11 protein-coding genes and 1 tRNA gene are annotated in these 12,650 nt (G+C 62.8%); 10 read left to right on the top strand and 2 right to left on the bottom strand.

Translation table 11 applies throughout. The features are described from left to right. The first annotated feature begins 82 nt into the window (after nucleotides 1–82). Nucleotides 83–1,183, top strand: a complete 1,101-nt coding sequence (aroC, locus tag HF916_RS42880) for a chorismate synthase (RefSeq protein WP_168794705.1) — start codon at nucleotides 83–85, stop codon at nucleotides 1,181–1,183. A gap of 53 nt (nucleotides 1,184–1,236) precedes the next feature. After that, nucleotides 1,237–2,715 (top strand): tetratricopeptide repeat protein, encoded by a 1,479-nt coding sequence (locus tag HF916_RS42875; RefSeq protein ID WP_168794704.1) that lies wholly within the window; start codon nucleotides 1,237–1,239, stop codon nucleotides 2,713–2,715. Between the two features lie 64 nt (nucleotides 2,716–2,779). Here the strand turns inward: HF916_RS42875 and HF916_RS42870 are convergent, their stop codons facing one another. Further along, entirely contained in the window at nucleotides 2,780–4,453 is a 1,674-nt protein-coding gene (locus tag HF916_RS42870) for an electron transfer flavoprotein-ubiquinone oxidoreductase (protein WP_168794703.1), read from the bottom strand. Between the two features lie 186 nt (nucleotides 4,454–4,639). Between HF916_RS42870 and HF916_RS42865 the strand changes: the two genes are divergently transcribed. Together HF916_RS42865 and HF916_RS42860 are read left to right on the top strand one after the other, a co-directional pair. Beyond that, complete coding sequence (locus tag HF916_RS42865; protein ID WP_168794702.1) at nucleotides 4,640–5,416, top strand: SDR family oxidoreductase; 777 nt, start codon at nucleotides 4,640–4,642, stop codon at nucleotides 5,414–5,416. Between the two features lie 186 nt (nucleotides 5,417–5,602). After that, nucleotides 5,603–6,037, top strand: coding sequence for an acyl-CoA thioesterase (locus HF916_RS42860; protein WP_168794701.1), 435 nt, complete (start codon nucleotides 5,603–5,605; stop codon nucleotides 6,035–6,037). 136 nt (nucleotides 6,038–6,173) lie between these two features. On the opposite strand, the gene HF916_RS42855 is transcribed toward HF916_RS42860, so the two are convergent. Continuing rightward, nucleotides 6,174–6,719: a LuxR C-terminal-related transcriptional regulator gene (locus tag HF916_RS42855; RefSeq protein WP_168794700.1), complete on the bottom strand. Its 546-nt coding sequence runs from the start codon at nucleotides 6,717–6,719 to the stop codon at nucleotides 6,174–6,176. A 244-nt stretch (nucleotides 6,720–6,963) separates the two neighbouring features. On the opposite strand from HF916_RS42855, the gene HF916_RS42850 reads away from it, so the two are divergent. The 6 genes from HF916_RS42850 (at nucleotide 6,964) to HF916_RS42825 (ending at nucleotide 12,462) form a co-directional block, all read left to right on the top strand. Continuing rightward, the gene (locus HF916_RS42850; RefSeq protein WP_106279196.1) at nucleotides 6,964–7,668 is read left to right on the top strand and encodes a CoA transferase subunit A; all 705 of its coding nucleotides are present in this window, start codon (nucleotides 6,964–6,966) and stop codon (nucleotides 7,666–7,668) included. 2 nt (nucleotides 7,669–7,670) lie between these two features. Continuing rightward, nucleotides 7,671–8,312: a CoA transferase subunit B gene (locus HF916_RS42845; protein ID WP_168794699.1), complete on the top strand. Its 642-nt coding sequence runs from the start codon at nucleotides 7,671–7,673 to the stop codon at nucleotides 8,310–8,312. A gap of 288 nt (nucleotides 8,313–8,600) precedes the next feature. Further along, nucleotides 8,601–9,515 (top strand): alpha/beta fold hydrolase, encoded by a 915-nt coding sequence (locus HF916_RS42840; RefSeq protein WP_168794698.1) that lies wholly within the window; start codon nucleotides 8,601–8,603, stop codon nucleotides 9,513–9,515. 83 nt (nucleotides 9,516–9,598) lie between these two features. Next, nucleotides 9,599–9,952, top strand: a complete 354-nt coding sequence (locus HF916_RS42835) for a RidA family protein (RefSeq protein ID WP_106279733.1) — start codon at nucleotides 9,599–9,601, stop codon at nucleotides 9,950–9,952. Nucleotides 9,953–10,010: 58 nt separating this feature from the next. Continuing rightward, complete coding sequence (locus tag HF916_RS42830; RefSeq protein WP_168794697.1) at nucleotides 10,011–12,254, top strand: RelA/SpoT family protein; 2,244 nt, start codon at nucleotides 10,011–10,013, stop codon at nucleotides 12,252–12,254. Between the two features lie 131 nt (nucleotides 12,255–12,385). Then, nucleotides 12,386–12,462: transfer RNA gene (locus HF916_RS42825), tRNA-Val, on the top strand. The last annotated feature ends 188 nt before the right edge of the window (nucleotides 12,463–12,650 follow it).

Genomic DNA, 12,650 nt, shown 5'->3' with positions numbered 1-12,650 from the left:
GCCAAAACGACCGCGCGACGCGGTCCAGGCGGCATGGGACTGGCATAATAGTGCCTTCCCCGCATTTCTTTGGACGACGCCCATGTCCGGCAACACGCTCGGTACGCTTTTCACTGTCACGACCTTCGGCGAATCGCACGGTCCCGCTATCGGCTGCGTGATCGACGGCTGCCCGCCGGGCATGGCGCTCAACGAGGCCGACATCCAGTTTGAACTCGACCGCCGCAAGCCCGGCACGTCGCGCCACGTCACACAGCGTCAGGAAGAAGACAAGGTCGAGATCCTGTCGGGCGTGTTCGAAGGCCAGACCACCGGCGCGCCGATCGCGCTGCTGATCCGCAACACGGACCAGCGCAGCAAGGACTACGGCAATATCGCCGACACGTTCCGTCCGGGCCATGCCGACTACACCTACTGGCAGAAATACGGCATTCGCGACTATCGCGGCGGTGGCCGCTCGTCAGCCCGCCTCACGGCGCCGACTGTGGCGGCGGGCGCGGTCGCCAAGAAGTGGCTGCGTGAGAAGTTCGGCACCGAGATTCGCGGCTATATGGCCGCGCTCGGCGAGATCGACGTGCCGTTCGTCGATTGGGCGCAGGTGCGCGAGAACCCCTTTTTCGCGCCTAACGCGGAGATCGTGCCGCAACTCGAAGCGTACATGGACGCGCTGCGCAAGGAAGGCGACTCGATTGGCGCGCGCATCAACGTCGTGGCGTCCGGCGTGCCGGTCGGCCTCGGCGAGCCGCTGTTCGACCGCCTCGACGCAGACATTGCGCACGCCATGATGGGCATCAACGCGGTGAAGGGCGTGGAAATCGGCGCGGGCTTTGCCAGCGTCGCGCAACGTGGTTCGGTGCACGGCGACGAATTGACGCCGGAGGGCTTTGTCGGCAATCACGCGGGCGGTGTGCTCGGCGGTATTTCCACCGGACAGGACGTTACGGTGTCGATCGCGATCAAGCCGACTTCGAGCATTCGCACGCCGCGCCGCTCGATCGACAAGGCGGGGCAGCCTGTCATCGTCGAAACGTTCGGACGGCATGACCCGTGCGTCGGCATTCGCGCCACGCCGATCGCTGAATCCATGCTCGCGCTGGTGCTGATCGACCATGCGCTGCGCCATCGTGCGCAATGCGGCGACGTGGCCGTCGGCACGCCGAAGATCGCGGCGAGCGCGCCTTAACGGGCCTGCTTCAAGCACCTCTGTATTCGTTCTGCGTGGGCAGTGCCGTCTCCATGACCGATCTCAATTCCGGGCCGTCTGCGAGCCACCTCGCGGGCGTGCGTGCGCGTGCCGCCGCGCCCGATGCCGCCGCCGGCGACTGCCTGGCGTTCGGCCAGGCACTGCTGCAACACGCTGGCCGCGACAAGGCGAGCCAGCGCGAGGCACTTGCTGCACTAGTGCGCGCCTATCAACTCGATCCTTCCTGCGAACCCACCCGGCTGCATACGATTGCGCAAACGGCGTTCGTGTTGCGCGACTGGGCGCTGGTTGACTCGGCCACCGGCCTGCTGCTCGCGCGCCATGCCGAAGACGCCAACGCGTTGATCTGGCGCGCGGCGGCCGTCCAGCAGCGCGACGACTTCGCCGCGGCCGAGGCGCTGTTGCGCGAAGCGGTGCGCGTCGTGCCCGGCAATCCGGTGGCGCTTCACAAGCTGGCGCTGTGTATCAAGGAGCAGGCGCGGTTCGCCGAGGCCGAGGGGTTGCTGCGGCAAGTACTGACACTTTCGCCGGATAATGCCCATGCGTTGTTCGATCTGTCGGAACTCGAGATTCGCAGTGGACGTTTTGCCGAGGGCTGGGCGCATTACGAGTCGCGTATCGCGTTTGCCGCCGGCGAACTGAATAACGCGCAGCAAGCGCTCGCGGCGATCAGCGCGCATTGGCAGGGCGAATCGCTTGCCGGCAAAACGCTGGTGGTGTACGGCGAGCAAGGCAATGGCGATTGCCTCTGGGCGGTGCGTTTGTTGCCGCTGCTGGCCGAACGGGCGCGACACGAGGGCGGCCGGGTGATTTTCGGCCACGACGGACCCTTGCGGCATCTATTCGAACGAATGCTGCCCGCCGATTTACCGCTCGAAACGAGTCTGGAGACGCAGCCGGATTTTCACTGCGGGCTGATGAGCCTGCCGCTGCGGCTCGGTATTGTCGACGCAACGGGTTGGGGCGCGCCGTACTTGAGCGCTGATCCCGCGCTTGAGCAGACATGGCGTGAGCGAGTCGAAGCGCATACGGCCGGCAAGCGGGGCAATCGCAAGGTCGGTCTGGTGTGGAACGGCAATCCGGACCATATCCGCGACATGCGGCGTTCGGTGCCGGTCGAGCAAATCGAACCGCTGTTGAACGTCCCTGGCGCGAGCTATTTTGCTGTGTCGCCGGGGCGCGGAGAGACGGTCGCGCAGTGGCGTGCCAAAGGTCTCGACGTCGTCGATCTGACGCATCATTTTCAGTCGGGCTTCGACGATGTCGCGGCGTTGCTGGCGAATCTGGATCTGGTGGTCACGATCGATAGCGGGCCCGCGCATCTGGCGGGGGCGCTCGGCGTGCCGACCTGTTTGATGATCGACCACGTCTCCGCCTGGTTCTGGGGCGATGGATCGCCGGAGACGGCCTGGTACGACTCGATTGAGCTGGTTCGACAGCCACGCGTCGGCGACTGGGCGCCGGTCGTGGCGAGGGTGCGGGAGCGGATTGAAGCGGTGGGGCGGCGTTGAGTTTCTTACCTTCGCAGCGCCTGCATTCAGAATGCAGGTGCTGCGAAGGCAAGTGAAACTTCGATTACATGTTCGGATAGTTCGGACCGCCGCCACCTTCAGGCGTGACCCACACGATGTTCTGCGTCGGGTCCTTGATATCGCACGTCTTGCAGTGCACGCAGTTCTGCGCGTTGATCACAAGGCGTTCGCTGCCGTCGTCGTTCTTCACGAACTCATACACCGCCGCCGGGCAATAACGCGATTCCGGACCGGCATAGGTCTGCCAGTTCACGTTCACCGGCACCGACGGGTCTTTCAGCGTCAGGTGAGCCGGCTGGTTTTCCTCGTGATTCGTGTTCGAGATGAACACTGAAGACAACCGGTCGAACGTCAGCTTGCCATCCGGCTTCGGATACGTGATCGGCTTGCATTGCGATGCGGGCTTGAGCATCTCGTGATCTGAATGCTGGTGATGCAGCGTCCATGGCACATTGCCGCCCAGCAGCTTCTGCTCGATGCCGACCATCAGGGTGCCGAGGTACAGGCCCTTGCTCATCCACTGCTTGAAGTTGCGTGCACGGTGCAGTTCCGTGTGCAGCCACGAGGTCTTGAAGCTCTCCGGATAAGCGGTCAGTTCATCGCTGGTGCGTCCTGCCTGTACGGCTTCAAAAGCCGCTTCTGCAGCCAGCATGCCGGTCTTGATCGCCGCATGCGAACCCTTGATCCGCGACGCGTTCAGGAAGCCTGCATCGTCGCCGACCAGCGCCCCGCCGGGGAACACCAGCTTCGGCAGCGACATCAGCCCGCCCGCCGTAATGGCACGCGCGCCGTACGACACCCGCTTGCCGCCTTCGAGCACCGTACGGATTGCCGGATGCGTCTTGTAACGCTGGAATTCCTCGAACGGTGAGAGGTACGGATTCGTGTAACCGAGGCCTACCACGAAGCCGACCACCACCTGGTTGTTGTCCATGTGATACAGGAACGAGCCGCCGTACGTGTCGCTCTGTAAAGGCCAGCCGGCCGTGTGCATGACCAGACCCGGCTTGTGCTTCGACGGATCGATTTCCCACAGTTCCTTGATGCCGATGCCGTAGACCTGCGGATCGGCGCCTTCGCGCAGCTTGAACCTGTCGTTCAACTGGCGGCCGAGGTGACCGCGCGCGCCTTCGCAGAACAGCGTGTACTTGGCGTGCAACTCCATGCCGAGCTGGAAGTTCTCGGTCGGCTCGCCGTCCTTGCCGATGCCGAGGTTGCCGGTCGCGACGCCTTTAACTGAACCGTCATCGTTGTACAGAATTTCAGCAGCCGGAAAGCCCGGAAAGATCTCGACGCCCAGCGCCTCGGCCTGCTGACCCAGCCAGCGCGTCACATTCGCGAGGCTGATCACGTAATTGCCGTGATTCTTGAAGTTGTCCGGCAGCGCCCAGGTCGGCACGCTCTTCGAACCGGTTTCGGTCAGGAACAGGAATTTGTCTTCGGTCACGTCCACCGTCAGCGGCGCGCCTTTTTCCTTCCAGTCCGGAATCAGTTCGTTGATCGCGCGCGGATCCATCACGGCGCCCGACAGGATATGAGCCCCGATCTCCGAGCCTTTTTCCAGTACGCACACGCCAAGTTCGACGCCTTTTTCGGCCGCCAGCTGCTTCAGGCGGATCGCTGCGGACAGGCCAGCCGGGCCGCCACCGACGATCACGACGTCGTATTCCATCGACTCGCGTGGACCGTATTGCTCAATGAGACTTGCGGGGGTCATTGATGCTCCTCTTACCGTTAGAATGCTTTTTCGGGTTCGTATTGTGGGCGATGCACACTCGCACTGCAACCAGATGAGCAGAGATTAGCACGATCGTTCTATTTGTGTGATACGGTATGACCCGTAGTGACGGTCTTACCGCACCCGTCAACCGCAGCTGTAACAACAACCGAACAAGGAACGACAATGGGCCGTTCGATCAATCTGGAAGGCAAGGTTGCGCTGATCACCGGCGCCTCGAGCGGGTTGGGAAAGCGCTTTGCTCAAGTGTTGTCGCAGGCGGGCGCCAAAGTCGTGCTAGCGAGCCGGCGGACCGAGCGTCTGAAAGAATTGCGCGCCGAGATCGAGGCATCCGGCGGCGCGGCGCACGTCGTTTCGCTCGACGTGACTGACTACCAGAGCATCAAGTCGGCCGTCGCCCATGCGGAAACCGAGGCTGGCACGATCGACATCCTCGTGAACAATTCGGGCGTATCGACCACGCAGAAGCTCACGGAGGTCACGCCCGCCGACTTCGAATACGTGTTCGATACCAACACGCGCGGCGCGTTTTTCGTCGCCCAGGAAGTCGCCAAGCGCATGATCATGCGCGGCAACAGTGCGCAGAAACCGTCGTACCGGATCATCAATATCGCGTCGATGGCCGGCTTGCGCGTGCTGCCGCAGATCGGCCTGTATTCGATCAGCAAGGCGGCTGTCGTGCATATGACGAAAGCCATGGCGCTGGAGTGGGGCAAGCACGGCATCAACGTGAACGCGATCTGCCCCGGCTATATCGACACTGAGATCAACCACCATCACTGGTCGACGGAGCAAGGGCAGAAGCTCGTGTCGATGCTGCCGCGTCACCGCGTCGGCAAACCGGACGATCTGGACGGGCTCCTCCTGCTGCTGGCGGCGGACGAATCGCAGTTTATCAACGGCTCGGTGATTGCCGCCGACGACGGCTTCGGGCTCTCCTGAACGAAAGACGGCGCAGCCGCCGCTCGCGTTTTCAGGTCGCGCCCGCCGGATTAGCGTCCGTTCGAAGAAACTGTTTTACGCGCTCCGGCCTTTCCGCCGCCTGAGAGCGCGCGCTATGTTGCTGTCTGTCTCTACGCCGGTCCACGCGCCGGCTTCAACCTGGTTTCAAGCCGATAAAGAAGTACGATGAGCGATTTTCACGCAGTTTTCGAGATGTCGATGCCGATCCGCTGGGGCGACATGGACGCCTTCGGCCATGTGAACAACACGGTCTATTTCCGCTACATGGAGCAGGTGCGGATTTCCTGGTTCGAACAGTTGGGCCTGGCCGGTAACAACGCCGACGGCCAAGGACCGGTGATCGTCAATGCGTCGATGGAGTTTCTCAAGCAACTGCATTATCCTGGCGACGTGATCGGCCGGATGACGGTGGCCACGCCCGGCCGCAGCAGCTTCGACACGGGTTTCGAGCTGGTGCGCGCGGACGATCCGAACACGGTCTATGCACGCGGCGCCGCACGCTGCGTTTGGATCGATTACGCGGCTGGCAAGTCGGTGCCGGTACCAGACTTGCTGCGCGAAACCATCGAGCGCGCCGCGCTGGTCAAAGTGGCGCAATAGCCGACCTTCGCGGTGAACCGCGGCGTTCGCTAGCATTGCCGCCTGCCTCTGAGGCTGCTTCCCGAAGGCTCGACTCAGCGTCGCGCGAACCCGCGACACGCGAACGCTCGCCGCCGCGCTCCCGGCGCTCGCCGGCTTAATGCCCGAGCAGGCGCTGCAACAACTCCGTCGCGTTACCCGTATCGTATTTGCGCATCAGCCGCGCCCGGTAGACATCGACCGTCCGCGGGCTGATATCCAGCACCCGGCCGATCTGCTTGCTGGTTTTTCCCGTCACCAGTTGCGCGGCGATTTCGCGTTCGCGCGGCGTCAGTTCGACCGCCACGCGCCGTGTCGCGCTCAAGTCCTCGAAAGTCCAGACGCCCGCCGCATGCGGGTCGGCGCGTTCCTGCGCGCGGCCCGTTACGTGGCACCAGAACAATTCCCCGTTGGCCCGCTTCATGATGCGGTCGTCCGCGTAGCTGCCGTGTGCGGTCATGATCGGCGGAATCCGCGCGCCGATCCGCTCGAATTCATCCGTCGACGGATACAGCACCTGGAACGATTGGCCGAGCAGCGACGCGCGCGTGCAGCCGAAAATCGACGCGAGCTCGTCATTACAGTCTTCGATAGTCCGTTCGCGCGACAGCACGAGTCCGATCGGAGCGAGGTGGAACGCGGTTTGGTAATCCAGTGCGGGCATGAATTGGCGGCAAGTACTTATGTATTTTTGCGTATTGTGCCGCATGGCGAGCCCAGCGTACTCTTTCGAGCACATGACAACGCGGCGAAGCCGTCCGCGGCGGGCGTCTCTCCGACGCACAGGGAAACCTGGGCGCACAGCCCGCCGGGGATGACTAGAATGACGTATCGGGCTCAGGCCCGCGCAACGTCATACCAGCCGCAACGATCCGAATTCGGGTTTCCATAAAGGAAGGGACATACTGATGAACAAGGTCTATCCAGGCGCCGCCGAGGCGCTGAAAGACATCGTCAAGGACGGGCAGACGTTTGCCGTCGGCGGCTTCGGGCTGTGCGGCATTCCGGAGGCGCTGATCGGCGCACTGCGCGATTCGAAGGTGCAGGGCATCACCTGCATCAGCAACAATGCGGGCGTCGACGGTTTCGGCCTCGGTCTGCTGCTTGAAACGCGCCAGGTCAAGAAGATGATCTCGTCGTATGTCGGCGAGAACAAAGAGTTCGAACGCCAGTATCTGGCCGGCGAACTCGAACTCGAATTCACGCCGCAAGGCACGCTCGCCGAGAAGCTGCGCGCGGGCGGTTCGGGCATTCCGGCGTTCTTCACCAATACCGGCTACGGCACGCTGATCGCCGAAGGCAAGGAAACCCGCCAGTTCGGCGAAAACCACTACGTGCTCGAACACTCGCTGACGGCCGACGTCGCTTTGGTGAAGGCGTGGAAGGCCGACAAATCAGGCAACCTGATCTACCGCCGCACCGCGCGCAACTTCAACCCGATGTGCGCGATGGCCGGCAAGATTACCGTCGCGGAAGTCGAAGAGATCGTCGAAGTGGGCGAACTCGATCCGGACGCGATCCATACGCCTGGCATTTTCGTGCAGCGCATTGTGCTCAATGCGAATCCGGAAAAACGCATTGAACAACGCATTGTCCGCGCGAAAGGAGACTGATCATGGCATGGACTCGTGACGAAATGGCCGCACGCGCGGCGAAAGAATTGCAGGACGGTTTTTATGTGAACCTCGGCATCGGCCTGCCGACGCTGGTGGCCAATCACGTGCCGGCGGGCGTCGAAGTGTGGCTGCAGTCGGAAAACGGCCTGCTCGGCATCGGCCCGTCGCCGACCGAAGAGGAAGTGGACGCCGACCTGATCAACGCCGGCAAACAGACGGTGACCACGCTGCCGGGCTCGTCGATTTTTTCGTCGGCGGATTCGTTCGCGATGATTCGCGGCGGCCACATCAATCTGGCGATTCTCGGCGCGATGCAGATCAGCAAGAAGGGCGATCTGGCCAACTGGATGATCCCGGGCAAGATGATCAAGGGCATGGGCGGCGCGATGGACCTGGTCGCGGGCGTCAAGCGCGTGGTCGTGCTGATGGAGCACGTCGCGAAGGGCGACCAGCACAAGATCCTCGAAGAATGCACGCTGCCGCTCACGGGCGTAGGCGTGGTCGATCAGATCATCACCGACCTCGGTGTGATCGAAGTCACGGACAACGGGCTGAAGGTGACCGAACTGGCGCCGGGCGTGAGCGTCGAGGAAATCAAGGCGAAGACGGGCGCGCCGCTCGATGTGAGCGCGGTCAGCTGAATGATGTGCGGCGAGGCCGTCTGAAGCGGTTTGAGTTTGTATGAGGCCGCTGTGCGGCCGGATGCGGCTGGTGTGAGCGGCAGGCGGCCGCAAGGCGGTTCCCAGGCGGGCGAGGCGTGAGTCTCGCCCGTTTTGTTTTCTGCTGAGGACATTCGTTCCGAGCCGTCCTATGCCATCCGGCCGACTCTTGCCGTGCGGCAAAGCGGTTTACAATCGTTTGAAGATTGAACGCATATCGATCCCTGCTGTGCCCAAGCCGAACCCGCAGCGCTTTTGCAAGGAACCCAGATGACCGCAACCACGTTCGCTTCCACCGCCGGGCGGCTCGCGCCGCGCCAACGCTATGTGCAGTGCGCGAGCGCCGGTGGCTTGCACCGTATCGCTTACACCGAGTGGGGCGACCCGACCAATCCGCGCGTACTGCTGTGCGTGCACGGCTTGACCCGGTCAGGGCGCGATTTCGACCGCCTCGCGGAGGAATTCGCCGGCACTTACCGCGTGGTGTGTCCGGATGTCGCGGGGCGGGGCTTGTCATCGTGGCTTGCCAACCCCAACTTCTATGCGATCCCGCAATACGTCGCCGACATGGTCACGCTAATCGCGCGCCTGAATGTCGAGACGGTCGACTGGTTCGGCACGTCGATGGGCGGCCTGATCGGGCTTGGGCTTGCCGGTCTGCCGGAAACGCCGATCCGCAAGATGCTGCTGAACGATGTCGGTCCGCATCTGGAGCCGGCTGCGGTACAGCGCATCGGCGATTATCTCGGCAAGCCCGTGCAGTTTGAAACGCTGCAGCAAGGTATCGACTACGCGGCCTTGCTCGCGCAAACTTTTGGCCCGCTCACGCCGGACGAGTGGCGCGAGATCAACACGCCGCTTCTGCACGAACAGGACGGCAAGTGGCTGTTCCGTTACGACCCGCGTATCGCGCAGCCCTTTACCGCGACCACCGAGGAAGCGGCCAAGCTCGGCGAGGCCGCGCTGTGGCATTCGCTGGCGTCGTTTAAAGGACCGGTACTGGTGGTGCGCGGCGAGCTATCCGATCTGCTCTCGCGTGAAACCGTGGCGAAGATGGTCGAGACCGGGCGTGCGGTGTCGAGCGCGGAAATCGCCGGTGTCGGACACGCGCCGGCGTTTCTGTCGGTTGATCAGATCGACATCGCGAGGCAGTTCTTTATCGGACCGGCCGCTGACGCGTCATAATATGAAGTTCCGCGTGGCGTCCTCGGTAGGGCGCCACGCGGAACGCATCTCCGATCAATTTTCAAACCAACTCAGGATTCGTCATGGCAGTCATTCGTCACCACGTCGGCAAGCGCCTCTCGGAAATCGCCGTGCACAACGGCACCGTGTACCTCGCGGGCCAGATCGCCGAAGACGCGGATCAGGACATCACGGGTCAGACGCGCGAAGTGCTCGGCCACATCGACCGTCTGCTGGGCGAAGTGAACAGCGACAAGTCGCACTTGCTGTCGGTGCAGATCTACATCTCCGACATGGTGCATTTCGCCGGCATGAACGCGGTGTGGGACGAGTGGGTTGCGCAAGGAGCCACGCCGCCGCGCGCTACGGTCGAAGCGAAGCTCGCCAATCCGAAGTGCCTCGTCGAAATCTGCGTGGTCGCTGCGCAGCGCGCTTAAGCCGGGCAGGTGTAGTTGAAATTCCGTTGAATCGTCTGGCCCGGTGGGCCGTCGCACCATGAATACCGAAACCGTTAAGAACGCGCCGAACCCCCTTCCTTCTTTCGATGAAGCGATGGCGTTCGTGCGCGAACATGCGGGCGAGGTGCGGCTGTCGTCGGGCGAAATGCTGGCGGATCACGCGGCGGGTACGGCGTCGATCATGCGCACGCTTAACGTCGATCCACCGGCAGTGCTGGCGGCGGCGTTGTTTGCGTTGACGCCGCATCTGCAAGACCCGGAGCGCGTGATCGCCGACAACTTCGGCGAAGAAGTCGCGCAACTGGTCGGCGACGTGCGCAAGTTGCTGCGTCTCGGTACCGTGAGTTTGCGGGCCGCGCAGAACGCCATGCCTGAAGCCGGGCGCGATGCGCAAGCCGCGCGCCGCGCGCAGGTCGAGGCGCTGCGCAAGATGCTGCTCGCCTTCGCGCAAGATATTCGAGTGGTGCTGATCCGGCTCGCGTCGCGTCTGCAATCGCTGCGGTACTACGCGGCGGCGAAAATCACACCTTCGCCGGATGTGGCGCGCGAGACGCTCGATATTTATGCGCCGCTCGCCAACCGTCTGGGTATCTGGCAATTGAAGTGGGAGCTCGAGGATCTCGCGCTGCGCTTCGAGGAGCCGGTTACGTATAAGCGCATCGCCAAGTTGCTCGACGAGAAACGCGTCGAGCGCGAAAGCTATGTCGCGGAGGCTATCGAACGGCTGCAAAAGGAGTTGGCTGCGGCGCATATTCGCGCGGAAGTGAGCGGCCGGCCAAAACACATCTACAGCATCTGGCGCAAGATGCGCGGCAAGGAGCTGGATTTCGCCGAGCTCTACGACGTGCGGGCGTTTCGCGTGATCGTGCCGGACATCAAGGATTGCTACACGGTGCTCGGCATCGTGCACAACCTGTGGCAACCGGTGCCGAAAGAGTTCGACGACTATATCTCGCGGCCGAAGCCGAACGGTTATAAGTCGCTGCACACGGTGGTGATCGGCGACGACGGCCGCGCGTTCGAAGTGCAGATCCGTACGCATGAAATGCATCAGTTCGCCGAGTACGGCGTAGCCGCGCATTGGCGCTACAAGGAAGCCGGCACGCGGGGCTACAGCGGGCAGTTCGCGGCCAACGAGAAGTACGACGAGAAGATCGCGTGGCTGCGTCAATTGCTCGCGTGGAAAGACGAAGTCTCCGAGGGCGAGCACGGCGAGAAGCGCGCGGCGCAGCCGTGGGAGCAACTGCGCCAAGCCACGCTCGACGATGACCACATCTATGTGCTGACGCCGCAGGCGCGGGTAATTCCGTTGCCGCACGGCGCCACGCCTGTCGATTTCGCGTATCACCTGCATAGCGAGCTGGGGCACCGTTGCCGCGGCGCGCGCGTCGATGGCGCGATGGTGCCGTTGAACACGCCGTTGCAAAACGGTCAGACGATCGAGATCGTCGCGGTGAAGGAGGGCGGTCCGTCGCGCGACTGGCTCAACCCGCAACTCGGCTATCTGCAAAGTCCGCGCGCGCGGCAGAAGGTGCGCGCGTGGTTCAACGCGGTCGAAGTGCAGGAACATATCGCGAGCGGCCGCGCGATGGTCGAAAAGACCTTGCAGCGCGAGGGCAAGACGTCGGTCAATCTGGACCAACTCGCGGCCAAGCTCGGCTTCAAGACTACCGACGATCTGTTTTCGGTGGTGGGCAAGGAAGAATTCAGCTTGCGGCTCGTCGAGCAGGCGCTGCACGATGCGCCGCCGCCGGAACCGGTGGTCGAAGCGCCGGAGCAATTCGAGAAGCGCAGCAGCGGCGCGAGCGTGGCGCGTGGCGCGTCCACGGGTGTGCTGGTGGTCGGCGTCGATGCGTTGCTCACGCAACTTGCGCGCTGCTGCCGGCCCGCGCCGCCCGACGATATCTGCGGCTTCGTCACGCGCGGCAAAGGCATGTCGATTCACCGCAGCGATTGTCCGACGTTCCTTCGCATGGCCGACCGGGCGCCCGAGCGCGTGTTGCAAACGGCGTGGTCGGCGGAGGTGATGAGCGGTCGTGGCCAGTCGGTCTATCCCGTCGATCTTTCGATCGATGCAACGGATCGGCAGGGTCTGCTGCGCGATATTTCCGAAGTGTTCGCGCGCGAGAAGATGAACGTAATCGGTGTGAAGACGCAGACGCGACGTAACGCTGCGTTCATGCAATTTACCGTCGAGGTGTCGAACGCGGCGCAGATTCAGCGTGCGTGCACGTTGCTCGGCGAAGTCACGGGCGTGGTCCGCGCTTCACGCAAGAGTTGATGCGTGTGCGACGCACGCGTGGCCAGTCGACGTATCCGCTGGGCATGCGTGAGCGCGTGAGTAGAAATTTAAAGTCGGTGCATAAAAGTACTTGCCAAGCGGTGTGGGGCTCCATATAATCTCGTTTCTTCAGGCTCGTAGCTCAGCTGGTTAGAGCACCACCTTGACATGGTGGGGGTCGTTGGTTCGAGTCCAATCGAGCCTACCAACGAAAGAGAAATTCCGGTTTTGCCGGGGTTTCGCAAGCTGCAGTAAGCGCCTTTGGCGCAAAAGGCGAATACGGTTATGACACCGCGAACGTTGACCGAAACTACTTCGGAGCGACGCTAGTCGAGGACCACTTTCGCCAATGTAGTTTGCAGGAAATGTGAATGCGGCCCCTCGAAAGCGGGGCCG

The organism is Paraburkholderia aromaticivorans (assembly GCF_012689525.1).
In the GTDB taxonomy this organism is placed as follows: Bacteria; Pseudomonadota; Gammaproteobacteria; order Burkholderiales; family Burkholderiaceae; genus Paraburkholderia; species Paraburkholderia aromaticivorans_A.
Note: the sequence above shows the minus strand (reverse complement) of the source record. Positions and strands in the feature narration are given on the sequence as shown.